Source organism: Glaciimonas sp. PCH181 (assembly GCF_003056055.1).
GTDB lineage: Bacteria > Pseudomonadota > Gammaproteobacteria > Burkholderiales > Burkholderiaceae_D > Glaciimonas.
This window is the reverse complement of record NZ_PYFP01000001.1, coordinates 2332914-2353219: the sequence shown is the minus strand read 5'-3', so window position 1 is coordinate 2353219 and position 20306 is coordinate 2332914. Positions and strand designations below refer to the sequence as shown.

Below are 20306 nucleotides of genomic sequence, written 5' to 3'. Positions count from 1 at the left end.
TCTGTGCCGCCCGAAATCCCTAGCGTCCAGCAAAACATAAACTTTGTCTAATCCTGCTGCATTGTCTATGCTGTATTTAATCAGCATAGATGGAGGAGATTGTTATGTTAGCCCGACAAAGACTATATTTCATGTTGCCCGACGTCGTCAGTGCGCGCGGCATGCTGGACGAGCTGTTGCTGGCCCGCATTGACATTGGGCACATGCATTTTTGGGCGGCCGATGGGACTTTGCCTGATGATATGCCCGACGCGAATATCTGGCACAAAACCGATCTGACCCACGGTGCGCAAAACGGCATGATTATGGGCGGCGTGATGGGCTTTATCGGGGGTATCTGGCTAGTGTATTTTCCACCTGAATGGATACATCTGAATATGCTGGCAATCGTGGTTGCCACCGTTGCCGGGATTATCCTCGGCGGCTGGATGTCCGGTATGGCGGCAGCGGCACTGCCTAATTCGCGACTTGAAAATTTTCAGAGCGATATCGCCAACGGCAAAGTGTTACTGCTAGTCGATGTACCGTTCAAAAGGGTGCAAGCGATTGAAGCATTAATCGAAAAGCGCCATCCTGAGGCAAAATTCGGCGGCGTCGAGTCGCATATTCCCGTCTTTCCTTAGGGCTGCGATATAGCTTCGTTGAAGAATGCGATAGAAAAATCCCGGACACAGCTCCGGGATTTTTTTTGCCTTACCAGCATTCAGAATTATCTGTAGCGAAATGACGAATGTCGATTGTTATTTCCGGTTGGTCTTCGTACACTACTCCCCAATCAAAATTCAAATAATGCAACGGTTTTCTGCACGCGTTTTAGCCCAACTAGCGAATAACGCCCAATGTAGGAAACCGAACTTTCAGGGAGAAATACATGGCAGGTTCTTATTTCCCGCAGTGGCGCTTGCGTGCTGCTGCGGTTGGCGGGCAGGGTCAAATTATCTCTACCGATGAACGCTTGCCTTGGCCGCAGACGATGGCGATGGGTGTGCAGCACGTGGTCGCCATGTTTGGTTCGACCGTGTTAGCGCCATTGTTGATGGGTTTCGATCCCAATTTAGCCATTTTTATGTCCGGCATAGGAACGCTGCTGTTTTTCGTGCTGGTCGGTGGCCGCGTTCCCAGCTATCTAGGTTCCAGCTTCTCCTTCATCGGGCTGGTTATCGCCGTCAGCGGCTATAGCGGCACCGGACACAACGCCAATCTCGGGGTTGCGCTGGGCGGCATTATCGCCTGCGGTGTGGTCTATACCTTGATCGGTTTTTTGGTCATGTTAGTCGGCACGCGCTGGATTGAAAAATGCATGCCGCCGGTCGTCACCGGTGCGGTGGTCGCTGTTATCGGGCTAAATCTGGCACCGATAGCTGTCAAGGGTGTGAGCGGTAACAGTTTCGACGCCTGGATGGCGCTGGGCACCGTGTTATGTGTGGGCGCGGTCGCGGTGTTTGGACGTGGCATGGTGCAACGCTTGCTGATTTTAGTTGGCCTGCTGCTGGCCTACGTGATTTATGCGGTGCTCACCAACGGTGCAGGTCTGGGCAAGCCAATCGATTTTTCGATCGTCGCCAATGCTGCTTGGTTCGGCATTCCGCATTTTTCGGCCCCTGTATTTCAACTAAACGCGATGGCTTTACTGGCCCCGATTGCGATTATTCTGGTGGCAGAAAACCTCGGTCATATCAAAGCGGTCAGCGCCATGACGGGTCAAAATCTGGATAAATATATGGGCCGCGCGTTTGTCGGCGATGGATTGGCGACGATTCTCTCCGGCAGCGTCGGCGGTACTGGCGTGACCACTTATGCAGAAAATATCGGCGTGATGGCGGTGACTAAAATTTACTCTACATTGGTGTTCGTGGTTGCAGCTTGCATCGCGCTGATATTGGGTTTTTCGCCCAAGTTTGGTGCGGTTATTCAGACGATTCCAGCGGCAGTATTGGGCGGTGTATCGATCGTTGTGTTTGGTTTGATTGCCATTTCCGGTGCCCGTATCTGGGTTGAAAACAAAGTTGATTTTTCTAACAATCGTAATCTGATTGTCGCCGCAGTGACCTTGGTTTTAGGTGCGGGTGATTTCACCTTAAAGCTGGGCCAATTTTCGTTAGGCGGTATCGGTACAGCCACTTTCGGTGCGATTATTTTGTACGCGCTGCTCGGATTAAAGAAGTCGTAATTGGTCGCCGGTGGAAAGGCTTGCACCCACCAACATTGATCGTGTCGTAATTGCCCGGTCCGCGCCACGTAGTGCAACGCGACGTCGGAACAAAAAAAAGCGACGTGCAATTGCACGTCGCTTCTGTAAGAAATCTTAAAACGTTTTCAGTATTTACATCCTATTTGACAATGCAGTGGTGGCCTATTTCCAAAGTGCGCATTTGGATTCGGCCTTGGTGGTATACGCCTGATCGCCAGGAATCGTTGTTACAACTTTATAGTAATCCCACGGATATTTTGACTCTGCCGGTGTCTTGACTTGCATCAAATACATATCGTGCACCATCCGGCCATCTGGGCGGATGGTGCCATCTTTTGCGAAGAAATCGTTGACCTTGGTTTTCTTCATTTGCGCCATTACCTTTTCGCCATCATCCGTGCCTGCCGCTTTCACCGCATTCAGGTAAAACATCGTCGCGGAATAATCTGCCGCTTGCAGCGATGAAGGTTCTTTTTTCTGTTTGGCAAAGTATTTTTTAGCCCATGCACGGGTCTCTGGATTTTGATCCCAATACCAACTATCGGTCAGATACATGCCTTGCGTCAGATTCAATCCTAACGCATGCACGTCGTTGATAAACATCAACAGCCCAGCCAGTTTCATGGTTTTTGTCAGACCGAATTCGTTCGCGGCCTTGATCGAATTAACCGTATCGCCACCAGCATTCGCAATACCTAAAATTTGTGCCTTGGAGGCTTGCGCCTGCAACATAAAGGAGGAAAAATCGGATGCCGATAGCGGATGTCTGACTTCACCCAATACCGTGCCGCCACTGGCCTTGATGACCGCTGCCGCGTCTTTTTCCATTGATGCCCCGAACGCATAATCCGCTGTCAGGAAATACCACGTTTTGCCGCCTTGCTTGACGATTGCTGATCCCGTGCCCTTTGCCAGTGCCACTGTGTCATACGCGTAATGGATCGTGTACGGTGTGCAATCTTCATTGGTCAGGCGTGCGGTGCCTGCGCCGATGGCGATGAACGGTTTTTTCTTTTCAGCAGCAATTTTAGTCATTGCCAGACTGGTCGCAGAATTAGTGCCGCCCAGCAGCATATCTACGCCTTGCTGGTCAAACCATTCGCGTGCTTTACTGGCGGCGATATCGGCTTTGTTTTGATGATCAGCTATCACCAGTTCGATTTTTTTGCCATTCAGCGTACCGCCGAAATCGGCAATCGCCATGCGCACTGCCTCAACCCCGCCAGCACCGTCAATATCGGCATAGACGCCCGACAAATCGGTAATAAAGCCAATTTTTACGACATCACCTGAAATTTGCGCTGAGGCCGTTTGGTACAACCCCGTTGCCGTCAGTGTAATGATGGCAGCGGTCAGCGTTTTTATTGTTGTATTGATTTTCATGTCTTCTCCATTGGATGCAAAAACAGAATAATGCGAGGAATGCTGGTAAAAATGTTTGCTTGTTAGTCTTGTTTTTATACCCGCAAGACAGTGTGTAACAGCAGACTCCCCGGCGTCAACTGCGCCGTAGAAAACGCCTGAAAACTGTCGTAATTTCGGGAGGGCGGGTTTGAACGTGACCTATAAGCCATGCTATAAACCGCGCTATGGGTCCGCTGTAGGCTGCTATAGGCTGCTACATAAATGGCCGCCATCCACTACGATTTCTGCGCCCGTCATATACCGTCCTGCATCCGAAGCTAGCAATAACAATGCCCCATCCAGACTGGCAGCTTCACCAAAAGACCGCGAAGGGATGCGGGACTTCAATTGATCCCCGGCGGCGCTGCCCAGAAACTCTTCATTTAACTCGGTGACGATATAGCCCGGCGCTATCGCATTCACACGGATGGCGTAGCGCGCTAGTTCCAAGGCCATCGAGCGCGTCAGGTGACTTAACCCGGCCTTTGCTGCAGAGTAAGGGCCGACGCCGCCAGTCACGCGCCGGGCCAGAATCGAGCTGACGTTGATGATGCTGCCGCCGCGATCAAACGTCAGCATGCGTTGGGCCGCCTCTTGCGTCATCATCCAGGCGCCTTTTAAGTTGGTATCGAGAATCGCATCCCAATCGTCATCGTTATACTTCAACACGTTTTTAGTGTCGCTGATACCGGCATTGTTGACGATAATATCCAGGCTGCCGCAGGTCTGAATTGCCGCATCCAGGCAAGTCTGGATGGCGGTGCGCTGGGTCACATCAAGCGCCATCGCGTGGGCTTTGCCGCCGCTAGCATGGATTTCTGCCACTAATGCATGTAAGCGATCGACGCGGCGGGCAGTGACCACGACTTCTGCGCCTGCCGCTGCCAATGTCAGGGCAAAATGGCGACCGATACCGCTGGATGCGCCAGTCACTAGCGCCGTGCGGCCCGTCAGGTCGAAGATGGTGAACGCAGGATTATGCGAAGGGGAGGACATTTACATCTTCTTGGTGCGTGCCATGATTTTTTTAGCCAGACTCATCCGATGGATTTCGCTCGGACCGTCATAAATACGAAACGCACGCACATCGCGAAAAATACGCTCCACGATGGTTTCGCCGGTCACCCCCTGACCGCCCAATATTTGTACGCAGCGATCTACCACGCGCCAGATCGCCTCAGAACTCAGCACTTTTGTCATGCTGGATTCGACATTGCCGTAGCCGCCTTGATCGAGAATGTCAGCGCAATGCCAGATCGCTAACCGGGTGGTATGCATGTCCATTTCGTTGTCAGCCAGCATGAAACCGACGCCTTGGTGATCGCCTAGCAATTTGCCAAAAGACTGGCGGCTGCGAGCATAGTCGCAAGCAATATCGTGGGCGCGCCGCGCCGCGCCCAGCCAGCGCATGCAATGGGTCAACCGGGCCGGGGCAAGACGTATCTGGGCATAGCGAAAGCCCTTGCCGATCTCACCCAGAACATCGGTCGCCGGGATGCGCAGATTCTCAAACCGCAACACTTGATGGCCGCCGTTAAAACAACTATCCAGCGAGTCCATATTGCGCTCAATGATAAAGCCGGGACGATTGGTATCAGTCAAAAACATGGTGGCCGAACCGTCTTCCATTTTTGCCATAATGATCGCAAAACTGGCCCCATCAGCGCCCGTGATAAACCATTTTCTGCCGTTGATAACGTAGTCGTCACCGTCGCGCACGGCGATGGTCGCCAGCATTTGCGGGTCTGAGCCAGCGCCGTTATCTGGCTCGGTCATCGCAAAGCAAGAGCGTGTCCGGCCTTGCACCAATGGCACCAGCCAGCGCTCTTTTTGCGCTGCTGTCGCGACCACCTCCATCAAATGGACATTGCCTTCATCCGGCGCATGAATATTTAAAGCGACCGGGCCTAGCGGTGAATAACCGGCTTCTTCAAACACAATCGCTTTAGCGACATGCGACAGGCCAAGGCCGCCCATCTCAGTGGAGGCGTGCGGCGTGACTAAGCCTTGCACGCGCGCTTTGGCGATCAACGCTTGGCGCAGTTCTTCGCTGGGACCGTGCGCCGATTGGCGAGGATCGCGCTCCATTGGAATCACTTCGTCGGCGATAAAGCGCCGTGTCTTTTTCTGTAAGGCCAGCAAATCGTCGGGAATGGTGAAATTCATCGAAATAACCTTATCTAAAATGCGGGAAAAGTGCCTGCCTCAGACGGAAGGAATGGCGCGTGGATTGGAGATCGCTAGTTGGCGACGCGTGATCTCGGTCAGCGCTGCGAATAGCGCTTTTTGTTGTGCGCCCGCAGCATCGAATTCACCATCCCGTATGGCGATGCTGAGGGAGCGCCGTAGCTTGATAATTTCTTCTGACACCAACCCTGTATTGTCTACTGCGCTAGTATCGCCAAGCAGTTGACGCAGTGTCGCCAGTTCCAATTGTTCAGTCTGTGCCGCTAGCGTCAGTTCGCGACTTGCTATGAGCATCGCGTTAGCAATCATTCTGGCTTCATACCGCAGCGTCTCGGGCAGCGCAGGCAGCAAGTGTTGCAGCAATGCCTCGCGCGCAGTTTTCAGCAATTCTTTGCCATCGACTTGTTTATGCATAACATTCACCTTTAGTCAGGGCCAGAATTTCAATTTCCAGCTCAGGCAACATGCGCCCGGTCAGTGCTAGTTCCAACGAGGTTTGTTGCCCTGACAAATGCCGATCTGCTTGTTGCAACGCAATAATTGCCCACCGCAGATGCGCCATCACTTGCCAGAAAATCAGATCGTGGCGCGTGATTACAGCGTTAGAAACCGTTGCATAGCCATGGAGAAAATCGTCGATTTCGCCAATACCGCCGGCTTCGCGACGGGGACCTGCAAAGCGCCAGCAGCGCGCCGTGAACCAACCGATATCTTCACGGGGATCGCCCCAGCCAGTAAATTCCCAATCCAGCAGGCCGCTCAGATGCCCGTCGTGGATCATGTAATTTCCCGTGCGGTAATCGCGGTGCAGCAAACAGGGCGAGGTTATTTCAGGCCGATGTTGTTCGCACCAGCGCAAACCCCATTCCAGAACCGGTGCAGCGACGTCCAGCGCATCCAGATAGCCGCGATAGGTCATCACGCTGGCAAGTGCCGGGTCGGCAGCAGGTGGTGGTAAAAAGGATAGAGCGAGATGGGGCGGCTTTACGGTATGCAGGCGCGCCATGTTGGCACCCAGTTCCGCGACTAAGGCAGCCCGATCCGGCGTCAGAGCATCATCGTTGGTAATCCGATGTCCGGCGGCGATTCCGGGAACGCATTCCATCAGAAAGAAATCGCGTCCGAGGATGGCGCGATCCTGGCAGCACCACAATACTTTCGGTGCTTTGACACCTGCGTCATACGCGACCCGCAGCACCGCAAATTCCTGTGCCCGACTCAGGCTGACAGGCACGCTGGAAAGTGCATCGGTGCGCAATACCCAGCGTTGCGCACCCTGATAGGGTCCATCGCTGACCTGTACAACCATCAGCCAGTTTTCTTGAATTGCGCCACCGGACAAACGTTGGAGTATTTCGATGTGAACTTCTTTTGCTGTCGTGACTAACCGAAGATAGCTTGTCAGTGCGTCGCGGTAGGTGCTGATGTCGCCTGTCATTTCAGATTCCGTCGTACTGGTGTTACTTGTCATGTTGTCTGCACTCACTTTTCCTAAATTCAAATTTTTAGAATTCTTAAGGACTGCCATTGCAGAATACGTTTTTCTGAGCCAATGGGGTGACTTATATCGGCAATTTTGGCGTAACCAAACCTTGTATGCACGTATTGCGAATAAAGATGCACCTACTTTATGCGACATATATTAAACAGATGTTCACGGTATCGCTGAATTAATTTTTTTAATTGAAGGATATATTTGTGTTTTGGTACTGTATTAACAGTTCTGCCATTGAAAAAGCCGGTCATTTGGAGGAAATGACCGGCTTTTTACGCTATTACCAAGCTATTGACATCACCAAAGTCGGACTGGTGATGGGTGTTAGAAATTTATTTCGTGCTTTTCCGATCATCAACGATCTCGAAGTCGGGATAGTTATGGGCAACGCAACGGGCATAATCACCATTGCCGTATTGACCGCTGCTGCCATCGCGGATCGCTGTCCAAGGCATTTCCCAATGGACTAGTTTGCATGATGGTGTGTCGCTCCATGTCGTATCCCAGTAAACATTTGCCGAAGCCGCACCGCCGCCAGGATGCTGGTTCGAGATCGTCATTTCGTTGCAGAGCAAATTTTCTGCGGCAATATCAACGCTCAATAATTCAGCAGTTTCAGCGTAAAACTGAGCGCGTTTTCCTTGCGCTGGAAGCACATTTTTAGCGCCGCACTCAAATTTTCCGTGAAGCATATTGGTTGTCAGGCCAAAGCCGGGAATCCAACCTTGTGCCTGATCGACAGCATTTGGCTTCCAGCTACCGTCAATGATCTGAATGATCGACGGTGTTGATAAGTTCGGCATATTGACGAACGAGAATATAGCGCTGCCAAAATTTAGCCATGTATCAGCCACCATCGCAGGATTGTTTAGCAATACTTTCGCGTCACCAAACACCGACAACGAGAATGGCGCGTAATTATAGTAATAAGCGAGTTGGCTACTACCGCGACCGAAATAATTTTGGAATTTACCATTTTCCATGACGCCGCATGACCAGTCCGAAGTGTAAGCGGGAGGGGATTCGCCGGGCGCACAGCCCCATACATACATTCCGTAATCGACGTTTTCTAGCGCCGGTTCGCCGCGCATTTTTTCACGCAGCAGATTTAGCGATTGACGTGCTTCAGGCACTGCATGATTGGCATCTTTCAGACCGGAATCTTGTGCGAAATGGGCGAATAATGTGGCGACCGTTTTGCTGCAAATGGCGCCAGCGTCACGGCCATCGTCATAACTACCGCAAAATGCTGGGTACTTTGCCACGCCTTTGAGGAAATTAGCGTAGTTATAGCCTTCATGACGCAGTTCCGGATCAGCCAGCTGGTCGAACATTTGTTGATCAACGATAGACTCAACCCGACGCACATTGTCTGGATTATTCGGATTTAACGGCGCGACCAATGAGACTTCTTCATTTGTGATCGTGCGTGCGACTGCTTGGTACTCCTGAATCCGTGGGTCATCCGATAAACGCTTTTCTTCCGCAAGCAATTCGCTCAGCGCTAGCTGTTTTTCGGTAAGTTTAACCTTGCATTGACCTAAGTCCTGATAGCGAAAGGCGTGACCGGCATTATCCGGTGCAGCGTTCCAAAGTTTATTCTGCACGTTCGATAGCGTGTAAAGATTGTTTTTGTACACGACTTCCTCGCCACTATTGATGATCAGCGAAGGGGTCCATTCCACTTTATCGGTACAGTTCACTGCCTGGGCTTGTGGGCTCACGATCGCCATGTATGCGGCCGTCACTGCGATGAAGATTTTGGTTTTATTTAACATGCCACGGATTTCCTATAAATGTGAATAACGGTTCTCAGCATCGAGGAAAGGTTTTCTGAGGGGATACAACATCTCAGTCTTTTATCAAGACGTCAGAAGGGCTTTGCGCGCTCTGGAAGCAGAATGTCTTGAAGCTGCTTTATTGTAGAAATACCGTGTGGTAAAAAATACGAGAGGCTTCTTTTTATGCGCCAGATTTATACGGAAATGTAGGCAGAAAATTCTGGGGCAGAATAATGAAGATTTAATAGCCGCGCATAATCCCGTCGTGCACAGGGCTTTATCCCTGCTTAGAATAAGTAAAAATTAGTTATCCTTTTGCCCGTACGGGGTTAAAAGTATCCTGCGGGCAATATTTCGTAATGCGCATAACAATATTTAAATCTTACATAATGTTTTGGATGGTTTATGATCGAGTCTTTCATGCCGATATGGGCGAGATCACATGCATCGCGGTCGCCAATTCTTTACCTTAAAGTTGTCGGCAAGTTGTATATTGGCGTTTGGCCTGATAGTTTCTTTTACCCTTTTTTTCTGGGTCTATAGCCAGGAACAGGATAATGAGCGGATCGCTTTCGAGCGACGTGCGCAATTTCGCGTGGCGATGGTCAAGCAGGGCGTGGCCAATGCGCTGGAAGCATTGCGGGTGGTAAATCAATTATTTGCGACCAATGGTACGGTGAACCGCGAGCAATTTCATTCTTTCACGCAGCCACTGCAATCACGTTATCCGTATATAGAGGCATTCGGTTTTCATCGTCTGGTCTCTCAGCAACAACGCTCCGCGTTTGAATCGCATATACAAATACATTCGCCGGGTTTTACTATCGACGACATGGTGAACGGCAAGCGCGTGGTAGCACCTGTAAAACCGCGTTATCGGGTGGTGGAATATATTGAACCGCTTGAGGGCAATGAAGCAGTGTTTATTCTGGACGCATCTTCTCTGCCCTATCAGGATGAGGCGATTCAGCGCGCCGCAGACACTGGCTTGCCATCGGCTACTGGTTTGTTTCGATTCTTTAAGGCGACCGGCGAAAAGCGCGGCTTTCATATCATGATGGCGGTGTACAAAGGCGGGCCTGTGCCCCAAGACGTCAACGCACGTCGATTGGCTGTGATTGGTTATACCGTGGCGATGTTACGGGCCGATGATCTCTTTGATAAAATATTTGCACCGGCCGAAACGATAATCACTACTGGGCTGGATATCAGCGTGTATGCAGCCGCATCGGCCGATGACAGCAAGCTGGTTTACGGACCTACGGGTACGGCAACGCTTAACAACGCCCCTGACCTGCATTTTCTCTGGTATTTCGGAGTGGCACCGCGCCCCTTTTTCTATAATATTGATATTGCCGGTACGCGTTGGCTGATGCGTATTTCGGCGCTTCCAACGCCATTTTTAGCTGCGCACAGCGGCGCATTGTTCTCTTTATTACTGGGCTTGCTTGCGACCATAATAGCGACCGCTTACTTGCAGACAAGCGCCCTGCGTGCGCAACGTGTGCAGCGTTTAGTCGCACAGCGCACGGATGAACTTAAGCAGGTAAATCAGCTTCTGATCAACGATATTAAGGCGCGCAAACGGGCCGAGGAAGATTTGCAGGATTCCCGTTCAACCTTGCGAAAACTGGTCGATCACCAGGAAAGTATCAAAGAAGACGAACGCAAACGCATTGCCCGCGAAATCCATGATGATTTGGGGGGTGTATTGACTGGCATCAAGGCAAATGTTTCGGTATCGATCGACCGGACATTGCGTGCGGGCCAAGTCGCTGACCCTTTATTGGTTGAAGCTGCGGAGCAAGTCGATACGGCGATTGAAACCGTGCGCAGAGTAATTTCCGATTTGCGGCCCAGCGTGCTCGATCATTTGGGTGTATGGGCGGCATTGGAATGGCATGCCGGGCAAATTGAAGAGCGGACCGGATTGCAATGTATTTGCAACATTAGTGAAAGTGCGTCAATGATCGATCTTGATCCCGAGCGCAGTACGATGCTGTTTCGGGTGGTGCAAGAGTCGCTCACGAACGTGGTGCGACATGCTGGCGCTTCTCAAGTAAAAATTGGAATTTTGCGTCATAAAAATGCGATCATTGTCGATATTAGGGACGACGGCAAAGGCATTGATGCGCAGCAACTGCTCAATGGTGAGGCATGGGGTATTCTCGGCATGCATGAGCGCACTCGTCATTTTGGTGGCGAGCTTAAAGTAAGTGGTATCTCAGGTAAAGGGACGGCAGTGTTATTGCGCTTGCCGCTAGAATAGAAACATGCAGAATAAAAAAATTAATGTATTGCTGGTCGACGATCATGCAGTTGTGCGCAACGGTGTGCGATTAATGTTGAGCGTTGCGCCGGATATTGTCGTCACCGGCGAGGCTGAATCCGCAGAAGAGGCAGCGCGACTGGTGCGCAAGCAAGAATTCGATGTAGCGCTACTGGACATCGCACTAGCTGGGCAAAGTGGGCTGGATCTGCTGAAGCGATTACGGATCGAAAAGCCGAGTCTGGCGGTACTGATATTGTCGATGTACTCGGAAGAGGTGTATGCGGTCAGGGCGCTAAAATTGGGCGCGGCTGGCTATTTGACCAAGAGCAATTCGGCTACGACGATGATTGAAGCGGTGCGCAAAGCCGCTGCTGGCGGCAAATATCTCAGTCCGACATTGGTAGAGCGTCTGGCCAACATGATTGGCAATGAGCAAGTCATTCCGCATGAAGCGCTGTCGGATCGCGAGTTGGAGGTATTAAAACTGTTGGCCTCAGGCGAAAGTCTGGTGAAAATCGCCCAGAAACTTCATTTAAGCCCCAAAACGGTGACTACGCATCGCACCCATATTTTGGAAAAAATGGGGATGACAAGCAACACCGCGTTGGTGCGTTATGCACTGGAAAATGGCCTTTTAGTCTGAGTTTTGCTTAACCGTTAGTCGAGTGGCCTTTTTCCTTGTCTGATCATTAGATGATCCGAAGTAATGGCGCGCGCAATGCGTGCCAATTTGAGTCGGGTCACCGACTTTTTGCAAGCCACCTACCTGCACGCAATATTCGCGGCAATGTCGGAAACTTCCGAAAGCGGCAGTCAGGTTTTCCCCTATAGAACAAACCGCGTTCCCCCGATAGTATCTAGGGAGCCGTTTGCGCATACTAAGCGGTGTTGCCGCGATTCTAACTATTGGCCTTAAACCAGTAACAAGAATTGTTTCGTTATTACTGCTCGGTTGCCCTTTAGGAGAGAAACAAATGATGCTTTCAAATGGACTCTATTCCGCCGCAATAAAGGATTTTTTCGAATCTCAATATGCGTTATCAAAGACCCTTACCGAAGCGACCATGGGTTGCGCGGAAGAAGTCATCGCATTGAATATCCAAGCCGTCAAATCACGACTGGCAGATACCACGCAGTTTACGCAAGAGTTAATGGCCGCCAAAGACCAGCAAGAGCGCCTGACATTAACCACGGCCCGTTTGCAAGGTCGCGTAGAAAAAACGTTGGCCCTTGGCCGACAGATGGCAGCTGCCACGACCAAAGCCCAGACTACATTCAGCAGCGAAATTCATCGCTACGTTGAAGAGTCCAAACGATCGGTCGGCAGCATGATGGAGCATCCGGATAACACCGCTTCTGAAGGTTTTCAAAGCGCTTTGGGCGTCATGAAAACAGCGATGGAAACGGCGCATAACGGCGTTGTTCAATTCAATCAGGCGACCCGTGAAGCGGCCGGAAAAATGGCTAGCGTTGCCATTGTATTTTCGGTTGTCCCTGAAGCTGAAGACACCGCGATCAACAAAAAATAAGCATTCTCAGCATCAATCCCGCCACGTTTTGCATCAATCATCTGCGTCGTGGCGGAGCGTAAATAAGTCGCAAGTAGTCTTACAACGACAACATCAGCGACAACGATATCTAAAAATGAGACAGGACAAAACATGAAACGCATTGCATTAGTAACAGGTGGTATGGGCGGTTTGGGCGAAGCGGTGTGCATCAAACTGGCAGCATTGGGTTATCAAGTGGCGACGACCTATTCGCCGGGCAATACCAATGCTGAGACATGGATGGCAGCGATGCGCGTGAAAGGATTTAACTTTTGCGCCTACGAGTGTGATGTTTCCGATTATGAATCTGCCAGAGAGTGCATCAGAACCGTCCAGCGCGAACTTGGTCCGGTTGACGTGTTGGTTAACAACGCCGGTATCACGCGGGACATGACGTTCAAAAAAATGGACAAAACGAACTGGGATCTGGTGATGCGCACGAATCTGGATTCAGTTTTCAATATGACCAAGCCGGTATGCGATGGCATGGTCGAGCGCGGTTGGGGCCGGATTATAAATATCTCGTCAGTCAATGGACAAAAGGGTGCGTTTGGACAAACTAACTATGCCGCAGCGAAGGCCGGAATGCATGGTTTTACCAAAGCGCTGGCATTGGAAGTGGCGCGTAAAGGCGTGACCGTCAATACGATTTCGCCGGGTTATATCGGCACCAAGATGGTGATGGCAATTGATCCAGAGGTACTCGAAACCAAGATTATTCCACAGATTCCGATGGGGCGTCTGGGCAAGCCCGAAGAGGTTGCTGGTTTAGTGGCTTATTTGGCGTCGGATGAAGCAGCCTTCCTCACTGGGGCAAATATTGCAATCAATGGTGGTCAGCATATGTCGTAAAAATGTTCGCTGAGGAGTTTAGATAACGTAACAAGCATCATTTCTTTGTTCATGTAAATAATCACAAGGCACTTGCGTGATGCAGACACCGAAACATCAGGTTTGCATCATGCAAGCACCACATTTAAAAAAGCATTTGTGCAACATCTGAGTGATCTCGGAAAAAGCGAATGAGGACATTATGGAATGTAGTGCTGAAACAAATAGTCACGCGATAGAAACCGGACAACTGCAACCTGCCTTATATGCCGAACTCACGCGATTGCGTGTGTGTGACGACAGTGAGTTTGAAGGCAGTTTTAAAAAATTTGTCAGCCATCTCGAACAGGATTTCTTTGAAAAAGAAAAGTTAATCGGCACCGAAACCGGCAGATACGTTAAGAAGTATCGACAGACCCATGCAGAACTGCTGATGCTGTTGCACCACGCCCAGGCGCGGGTGATGCAGCAGGATCATCATTTGGGCCGAAAAATAGTCGAGCTTTTGCCGCACTGGTTCCTACGCAACAGTCTTGGCTGACGTTGGGCTGACTTACAGCAAAAGGTTCTGAGCTTAGATAGTCGTACTGTCCATACGCGCGCTGCATACGCCTTACCTAAGCTTTGCGGCGCGTGCATCCATTGCAAGAGAGGCATCGTATGCATAGCACTGACGGCCCTCTTAAACGGAACCATTCGATAAAAAATGCACGCTTGCACCACATAATCGCACGCGCCCGAATAATCTACTTATCAGCGTTAAGAGGTTATCTGCGGATGCAGTTGCGTTTGAAATCAAAGGATATATCACGCTAACAACAGCATAGGCCTATCAGTCAGGTGAGCCGCATTGCGCACCCCACAAGCATTATTTCAACTTTAAGGGGATTCTGTAATGCCGATTTTCTGGAATGGCTACTTGATAGCGCTATCAATTATGATTGCCATGTTTGGCGCATTTTCAGCTCTCGCCCATGTCGAAAATATGCGCGAAAGTACCGGGAAAGCGGCATTTTTATGGATGATCTGCGGTGCCATCACGCTCGCGATGGCTATCTGGGCGATGCATTTTATCGGGATGCTGGCCTTCCACTTACCCATAGCGCTTTCTTACGATTTTGAACTGACTGTGCTCTCTATCGTGCCAGCTATTGCAGGCACATTAGTTGCCTTCATTTTGCTGCAAAATCATAGCCTCCAATTTCAGCGAATTGCAGGCGCGGGCATTGTGATGGGGCTGGGCGTGGCAGCGATGCATTACTCGGGCATGGCGGCGTTGGAAATGACGCCTGCAATTCATTACGATCCGCTGATATTTTCGCTTTCAGTTCTCATCGCTATCGCCGCTGCGACCGGCGCGCTGTTAATCGCATTTGGCGGCGAAAAAGCTAAGTTGCTGTCGCTGAGGAAGCAAGGATTTGGTGCAATGGTGATGGCCTTTGCAGTTTCTGCGATGCACTATACGGCAATGGCGGGCACCAGTTTTGCTGCCGACAGTTTTTGCACCGTCGGTGGCGTCAGCATCGATCGCACTTTGCTGGCGCTGGTCGTCGCGTCTTTGGTCTTGATTCTGTTTAGCATCGGTTCGCTGATCAGTTGGTTAAACCGAGGGATTGTGTTGGAGCGATTGCGATTGGCACATACGGATTTGAAGGCGACTAGCAAGCAGTTACATCAGGTTGAAGATAAATTATCCGGTATTTTGGAATCGATGCCGATGGTGGTCTGGTCGGTCACGCCAGAGCTTGTGCTTTTGTATCTGAATCCTTTTGCGGCGATTATTTACAGTCGGCCAGTCGCTGATTTTACTGCCGACAAAAACATCTGGCAGCGGGTAGTGCATCCAGATGACTACGCGATCGTGGAAGAATGGCTGGCGCGTGTATTGGCGGGGAATCCGCAAACGTTGCAGTACCGCGTTGTCCGTCCGGATGGCGAGATACGTTGGCTTGAAGACCGGGCCAAAACGGTACGTGATGTCAATGGGCAGGCGCTGCGTATTGACGGTGTTGCAGCAGATATTTCTGAGCGCAAGGCCAGTGATGATCGCAACGAATTTCTGGCGAACTATGATCCTTTGACCGGGCTGCCGAACAGAAACTTTTTTATGAATCGGTTAGAGCAAGGATTAGTGCAGGCCCGCCGGTCGCAACGCAAGCTAGGATTGTTATCGCTGGATATTGATCGGTTTAAAAGTATTAACGAACATTTCGGCCGCCCGTTTGGCGATGATCTATTGTGCGAAATTGGGGAAAAGCTGCAATCGGTATTGCGCGCCGGGGACACTGTAGCAAGGCTTGGCGATGATGAGTTCGTCATCGTGCTATCTGAAATCCGCGAGGCCGAAAACGCAGGTCAGTTTGCGATGCGCGTGTTGAAAGTATTTTTGCTGCCATTGATGGTGCGGGGACATGAACTGAACATCAGCATTAGTATTGGCGTCAGCGTATATCCCGACGATGGGATTGAAGCCGCCACCTTGCTGAAGCATGCCGATGTCGCGATGTATCGCGCGAAAGACCAACAAGGCGGCAACTGTTTTCAATCCTATACGCAGGAGATGGGGACCAAAGCAATGGAACGCGTGCGACTTGAACATGCTTTACATCACGCGCTGCAAAACGACGAATTCGAACTGCATTATCAGCCCCTGATTGACCTCAAAACCGGACGTATAAAAAGTGTCGAAGCGCTGCTCCGCTGGCATCATCCCGACCTTGGCTCTATTGCGCCAGGGCGATTCATTCAGTTGGCAGAAGACACCGGTTTGATCGTTTCAATCGGTGAATGGGTTCTGAAAACTGCCTGCGCGCAAGTCAGTGCATGGATTCAAGAAGGATTTCGCCTGAATGTTGCTGTCAACGTTTCGGGACGGCAGCTACAGCAAAAAAATATGCCGCTGATGGTTCAATCCGCGTTGGCAAGCGCTGGACTGGACCCGGCGTGCCTTGAGTTAGAGCTGACCGAAAGTATCTTAATGAATGATGCCGAGGGGACTGTTCAAATTCTGAATCAGCTTAAAACCATCGGCATAAAAATGTCGATAGATGACTTCGGCACGGGCTTTTCAAGTTTGAGTTATTTGAATCGTTTTCCTGTCGACATCATCAAGATCGATCAGTCGTTTATTGCCGATCTGGATAAATCGCCCGAGGCTGGCTCGATTATTCTGACCGTCATTGCATTGGCAAAAGCGCTCGACCTGAACACCGTTGCAGAAGGCGTTGAGACTGCCGAGCAGCTCGATTTTCTATATCTGAACGGCTGTGACGCGTTGCAAGGCTTTTATTTTAGTCGCCCTTTACCGGCCGTTGAAATGCTGGCGCTGTTGCGTCGCGGAACAAGTCTGGATCTTGAAAAAATTGCCCCTGTCAATCCATTGCTGCACATGCTTCGACATTAAGGGATAGATTTCAATGCGGTATTCTCGAATCCAGCCGACTTTGGCGGCGCTGCTGGCGTGCATCTCACTGGCTAGCTGTGATGATCACAGCACAGATAATCGAAACGATAAGGCGGCGACCGTCCCAGCCGCTGCCGTGATGGCGAATCATCTGAAACTGACCGGCGCAAGTACCACCGCAGCATTGATGAAGCCTATCGTGGAGCGCTATCAGGCGCTACATCCAGAGGTCAGCATCACCATCGAAATGGGCGGTGCCGAGCGCGGGGTTAACGATGCGCGTAACAACATGGCCAATATCGGTATGGTGTCGCGTTTGATCACCGACAAAGATCAAGATATTAAAGGCTTTCCCGTGGCACGGGATGGGGCGGGATTATTGGTACACAAAGACAATCCGGTCACCTCGCTTTCCTCTGCTCAGATTGTGGCCATTTTTACCGGCCGCATCGTTAATTGGAAAACGGTTGGCGGGCGCGATGCGCCGATCATCGTGATCAAACGCGAAGAAGGGCGGGGTACTGTCGTTTTATTCATGCACTACTTTAAGCTAACCTACGCTGACATAAAAGCGCGTGCAGTGTTAGGCGAAAATTCTGCCGTGATCGCCGCGGTGGTCGCGCAGCCGAATGCGATCTCGCTCATGTCGGTCATCGTCGCTGAGCAGGATAGTCGCAACGGCGTGCCCATCAAGCTGATCGCGCTCGACGGTATTGCGGCAACACACGGCAATATCCTTAGCGGCGACTATCCATTGGCGCGCCCATTGACATTAGTCACGCGGGGACTTCCAGAGGGCCTGTCGAAAAATTTTATAGCCTATTCGCTCTCACCGCAGGTCGCCGATATTGTTGAGAAATTGGGCTTCGTGCCGTACCAAGAATGATTACCATCCCAACAAATTGCACGCAACTATGGCAAAAAATCCGTGCGCTCTGCACTTTTCCCGCAGTCAATCTTCGGCTTTCTTTGATCATTGGGTTTGGGGTTGTGTTGGGCTTGTTTACATTAGTCGGCCTGCTGGGGATTATCGGTCAACGCACGACGGTTGGCGAATTCAATAAATTGCTGGCCGTCGATATTAAAACCGCCAGCCTCAGCCAGCGCAGCGTCGTGGCGATGATGACGGCGCGTCGCTATGAAAAAGCGTTTCTGATGACGTATCACGAGTTCGGTTTTGATGAAGCAAAATCGCGCTATGTCACGCTGTTGCAGGCCAATCTTGCCGATGCCCGTCAAGCGCTGGATGAGATGCGGGTACTCTCGGGAAGCATCGAGGCGACCAAGGAAATCGGCGAAGCTGTAATCGCCATCGACAGGTATGAAAAGGCCTTTCTCGCGGTGGTTAATCTGCATGGAAAACTGGGCTACATCGATACGGGTCTGGAAGGTGAATTTGGTAATAAGGCGCGCCAGATCGAAGCCTTGCTGGACCATGCTAAAGAACCCGCGCTGTTCGTCGATTTATTGACGATACGCCGCGAAGAAAAGAATTATTTGTTGCGCGGGCGCGATCTCGATAACCAGGCGACCCAAGGAGCCATTACCCAATTTAAGCGCGATATCGGTGCAAGCGTTGTCGGATCCAGGCGCGCTAAACTGATTGAACTGGCTGATTTATATGCGCTTCGATTTGGGGAATATGTCGAAACGATGCACCAGATTGGTCTGCAAAAGCGCAGCTATCTTTCTGCCGCGCAAATGGTAGAGCCTTATCTGGAAAATTTGCTGTCTCGTGCATTGGCAAAAAGTGATGCTGGACGCGACGCCATCCGAAAAAAGGCAATCCGTACCGAAGCAATCATCGAAGGAGTTGGATTTGCCACCATCTTGCTGGGCATCCTGATTGCATGGACAGTATCGATGCGTATCACGATCGCGATTCGACAGACCATCGCGTTCGCAAAGGGCATAGCCGCCGGCGATCTGCGAACGCGTTCCAGTTATGTTGGAAATGATGAATTCGATGTTCTCGGCCGCTCGTTGAATCGCATGGCAAGCGCGTTGCAAGACGCCATTCAGTCTCGCGAGCAACGCGCCTTTGAGTTGGAAGAAATCAACGGGATGATGGAAAAAGAAATCGTCGCCCGCAAGCAAGCAGAAAAGGATATTCGCAAAGCCAACGCCGAGCTGGAACAACGCGTCATGAGCCGGACCGCAGAGCTAGCCAAGAGCGAAGAGCGGTTTCGGCGGTTGGCCGATCTATCCTCAGACTGGTATTGGGAGCTGGATGAAAATTTCCGTTTTATCGCACTCACTGACGGCATTACGAAACGTAGCGGAACCCATATCGAGCATTACATTGGCAAGACACGTTGGGAAATGCCGATTGCATTGACGCCGGAACAATGGGCATCGCACAAGGCAATATTGCAAGCCCATTTGCCGTTTTCAGATTTCGAATTCATGGTCCAATTCGACAACGTCGCGCCGGAATGGATGAGTGTTTCAGGTGAGCCGCAATTCGATCTGCAAGATGTTTTTACCGGCTATCACGGCATCGGAAAAGACATCACAGAGCGCAAGCAGAATGAAGAGCGGATAAGGCATCTTTCCTTGCACGACGTGCTGACAGGCCTGCCTAATCGGGCGTTGTTACAGGATCGTTTGAAACAAGCCCTGACGTATGCAGCCAGATATTCGCGCATAGTCTGGGTCTTGTTTATGGACCTTGATGAGTTCAAAGGCATCAATGATACATTCGGCCATAAAGCTGGCGACAAAGTACTCAGCACAATGGCCAGGCGCTTAAAAGCCGCTATTCGCGAAAGCGATACCGTAGCCCGGTTAGGCGGAGACGAGTTTGTGATGGTGCTGGCGGAACATGTCAACGGCAGTGATATTTCGTCCGCCGTAGAGCGCATTATGAAAGAAATGTCGCGACCACTGACAGTGAACGGCACAGAGGTATATATCGGTTCCAGTATTGGTGTAGCGACCTTTCCGAAAGATGGCACAGACGCCAATACGCTGATTGAATGCGCCGATGCGGCGATGTATCAGGCTAAGCAAAGCGGACGTAATAACGTTCAGTATTACAAAAGGCCGCAAGAAGGCATTGTGCTGAGTGGCGATGAGGGAAGTGTGAATGGCAAGCTAGTCTTGCTGCAATCCTGATAGACGTGCGAAACGCGTTATTTGGCAATCGACGCTATTTGCTCAGCATCGATTGCCATATAAAGCCGCTAAAGA

At 50.9% G+C, this 20306-nt stretch carries 16 protein-coding genes; 10 read left to right on the top strand and 6 right to left on the bottom strand.

What is annotated here, in order from left to right; genetic code table 11:
- Positions 1-104 precede the first annotated feature (104 nt).
- Together C7W93_RS10750 and C7W93_RS10745 are read left to right on the top strand one after the other, a co-directional pair.
- On the top strand, positions 105-623 hold the full coding sequence (locus C7W93_RS10750) for a DUF1269 domain-containing protein (protein WP_108439997.1): 519 nt from the start codon (positions 105-107) through the stop codon (positions 621-623).
- A 248-nt stretch (positions 624-871) separates the two neighbouring features.
- Positions 872-2170 carry a solute carrier family 23 protein gene (locus C7W93_RS10745; RefSeq protein ID WP_108439996.1) on the top strand — a complete coding sequence of 433 codons (1299 nt, stop codon included), beginning with the start codon at positions 872-874 and terminating at the stop codon, positions 2168-2170.
- 183 nt (positions 2171-2353) lie between these two features.
- Here C7W93_RS10745 and C7W93_RS10740 read toward each other — a convergent pair whose 3' ends face one another.
- The 6 genes from C7W93_RS10740 to C7W93_RS10710 all read right to left on the bottom strand — a co-directional run bounded on the left by C7W93_RS10740 (position 2354) and on the right by C7W93_RS10710 (position 9055).
- The gene (locus C7W93_RS10740) at positions 2354-3574 is read right to left on the bottom strand and encodes an ABC transporter substrate-binding protein (protein ID WP_108439995.1); all 1221 of its coding nucleotides are present in this window, start codon (positions 3572-3574) and stop codon (positions 2354-2356) included.
- A 225-nt stretch (positions 3575-3799) separates the two neighbouring features.
- The gene (locus tag C7W93_RS10735; RefSeq protein WP_108439994.1) at positions 3800-4591 is read right to left on the bottom strand and encodes an SDR family NAD(P)-dependent oxidoreductase; all 792 of its coding nucleotides are present in this window, start codon (positions 4589-4591) and stop codon (positions 3800-3802) included.
- The gene (locus tag C7W93_RS10730) at positions 4592-5761 is read right to left on the bottom strand and encodes an acyl-CoA dehydrogenase family protein (protein ID WP_108439993.1); all 1170 of its coding nucleotides are present in this window, start codon (positions 5759-5761) and stop codon (positions 4592-4594) included.
- Positions 5762-5800: 39 nt separating this feature from the next.
- Positions 5801-6196, bottom strand: a complete 396-nt coding sequence (locus C7W93_RS10725) for a DUF6285 domain-containing protein (RefSeq protein ID WP_108439992.1) — start codon at positions 6194-6196, stop codon at positions 5801-5803.
- On the bottom strand, positions 6189-7253 hold the full coding sequence (locus C7W93_RS10720; RefSeq protein WP_201747189.1) for a phosphotransferase family protein: 1065 nt from the start codon (positions 7251-7253) through the stop codon (positions 6189-6191). Before C7W93_RS10720 ends, C7W93_RS10725 begins: the two co-directional genes overlap by 8 nt.
- A 356-nt stretch (positions 7254-7609) precedes the next feature.
- A complete protein-coding gene (locus C7W93_RS10710; RefSeq protein ID WP_108439989.1) occupies positions 7610-9055 on the bottom strand; it encodes a chitinase in 1446 nt (481 codons plus the stop codon).
- A 445-nt stretch (positions 9056-9500) separates the two neighbouring features.
- Between C7W93_RS10710 and C7W93_RS10705 the strand changes: the two genes are divergently transcribed.
- The 8 genes from C7W93_RS10705 to C7W93_RS10670 all read left to right on the top strand — a co-directional run bounded on the left by C7W93_RS10705 (position 9501) and on the right by C7W93_RS10670 (position 20231).
- The gene (locus tag C7W93_RS10705) at positions 9501-11327 is read left to right on the top strand and encodes a CHASE domain-containing protein (protein ID WP_108439988.1); all 1827 of its coding nucleotides are present in this window, start codon (positions 9501-9503) and stop codon (positions 11325-11327) included.
- A 4-nt stretch (positions 11328-11331) separates the two neighbouring features.
- Positions 11332-11973 carry a response regulator transcription factor gene (locus tag C7W93_RS10700; protein WP_108439987.1) on the top strand — a complete coding sequence of 214 codons (642 nt, stop codon included), beginning with the start codon at positions 11332-11334 and terminating at the stop codon, positions 11971-11973.
- A 331-nt stretch (positions 11974-12304) separates the two neighbouring features.
- Positions 12305-12859 carry a TIGR01841 family phasin gene (gene phaP, locus C7W93_RS10695; RefSeq protein ID WP_108439986.1) on the top strand — a complete coding sequence of 185 codons (555 nt, stop codon included), beginning with the start codon at positions 12305-12307 and terminating at the stop codon, positions 12857-12859.
- 132 nt (positions 12860-12991) lie between these two features.
- Positions 12992-13732 (top strand): acetoacetyl-CoA reductase, encoded by a 741-nt coding sequence (phbB, locus tag C7W93_RS10690; protein ID WP_108439985.1) that lies wholly within the window; start codon positions 12992-12994, stop codon positions 13730-13732.
- A 151-nt stretch (positions 13733-13883) separates the two neighbouring features.
- Positions 13884-14252 (top strand): hypothetical protein, encoded by a 369-nt coding sequence (locus tag C7W93_RS10685; protein ID WP_146177546.1) that lies wholly within the window; start codon positions 13884-13886, stop codon positions 14250-14252.
- A gap of 354 nt (positions 14253-14606) precedes the next feature.
- On the top strand, positions 14607-17114 hold the full coding sequence (locus C7W93_RS10680; RefSeq protein WP_108439983.1) for an EAL domain-containing protein: 2508 nt from the start codon (positions 14607-14609) through the stop codon (positions 17112-17114).
- A 13-nt stretch (positions 17115-17127) separates the two neighbouring features.
- The gene (locus tag C7W93_RS10675) at positions 17128-18000 is read left to right on the top strand and encodes a phosphate ABC transporter substrate-binding protein (protein ID WP_108439982.1); all 873 of its coding nucleotides are present in this window, start codon (positions 17128-17130) and stop codon (positions 17998-18000) included.
- Positions 17997-20231: a diguanylate cyclase domain-containing protein gene (locus C7W93_RS10670; RefSeq protein WP_108439981.1), complete on the top strand. Its 2235-nt coding sequence runs from the start codon at positions 17997-17999 to the stop codon at positions 20229-20231. The genes C7W93_RS10675 and C7W93_RS10670 overlap by 4 nt, the downstream gene beginning before the upstream one ends.
- Positions 20232-20306 lie beyond the last annotated feature (75 nt).

Excerpts from the sequence above, each read along its gene's own strand:
- C7W93_RS10670 (WP_108439981.1), top strand. The coding sequence starts at position 17,997 with ATGATTACCATCCCAACAAATTGCACGCAACTATGGCAAAAAATCCGT.
- C7W93_RS10725 (WP_108439992.1), bottom strand. The coding sequence starts at position 6,196 with ATGCATAAACAAGTCGATGGCAAAGAATTGCTGAAAACTGCGCGCGAG.
- C7W93_RS10680 (WP_108439983.1), top strand. The coding sequence starts at position 14,607 with ATGCCGATTTTCTGGAATGGCTACTTGATAGCGCTATCAATTATGATT.
- C7W93_RS10740 (WP_108439995.1), bottom strand. The coding sequence starts at position 3,574 with ATGAAAATCAATACAACAATAAAAACGCTGACCGCTGCCATCATTACA.
- C7W93_RS10675 (WP_108439982.1), top strand. The coding sequence starts at position 17,128 with ATGCGGTATTCTCGAATCCAGCCGACTTTGGCGGCGCTGCTGGCGTGC.
- C7W93_RS10700 (WP_108439987.1), top strand. The coding sequence starts at position 11,332 with ATGCAGAATAAAAAAATTAATGTATTGCTGGTCGACGATCATGCAGTT.
- C7W93_RS10735 (WP_108439994.1), bottom strand. The coding sequence starts at position 4,591 with ATGTCCTCCCCTTCGCATAATCCTGCGTTCACCATCTTCGACCTGACG.
- C7W93_RS10710 (WP_108439989.1), bottom strand. The coding sequence starts at position 9,055 with ATGTTAAATAAAACCAAAATCTTCATCGCAGTGACGGCCGCATACATG.
- C7W93_RS10750 (WP_108439997.1), top strand. The coding sequence starts at position 105 with ATGTTAGCCCGACAAAGACTATATTTCATGTTGCCCGACGTCGTCAGT.
- C7W93_RS10705 (WP_108439988.1), top strand. The coding sequence starts at position 9,501 with ATGCATCGCGGTCGCCAATTCTTTACCTTAAAGTTGTCGGCAAGTTGT.
- phaP (WP_108439986.1), top strand. The coding sequence starts at position 12,305 with ATGATGCTTTCAAATGGACTCTATTCCGCCGCAATAAAGGATTTTTTC.
- C7W93_RS10720 (WP_201747189.1), bottom strand. The coding sequence starts at position 7,253 with ATGACAAGTAACACCAGTACGACGGAATCTGAAATGACAGGCGACATC.
- phbB (WP_108439985.1), top strand. The coding sequence starts at position 12,992 with ATGAAACGCATTGCATTAGTAACAGGTGGTATGGGCGGTTTGGGCGAA.
- C7W93_RS10745 (WP_108439996.1), top strand. The coding sequence starts at position 872 with ATGGCAGGTTCTTATTTCCCGCAGTGGCGCTTGCGTGCTGCTGCGGTT.
- C7W93_RS10730 (WP_108439993.1), bottom strand. The coding sequence starts at position 5,761 with ATGAATTTCACCATTCCCGACGATTTGCTGGCCTTACAGAAAAAGACA.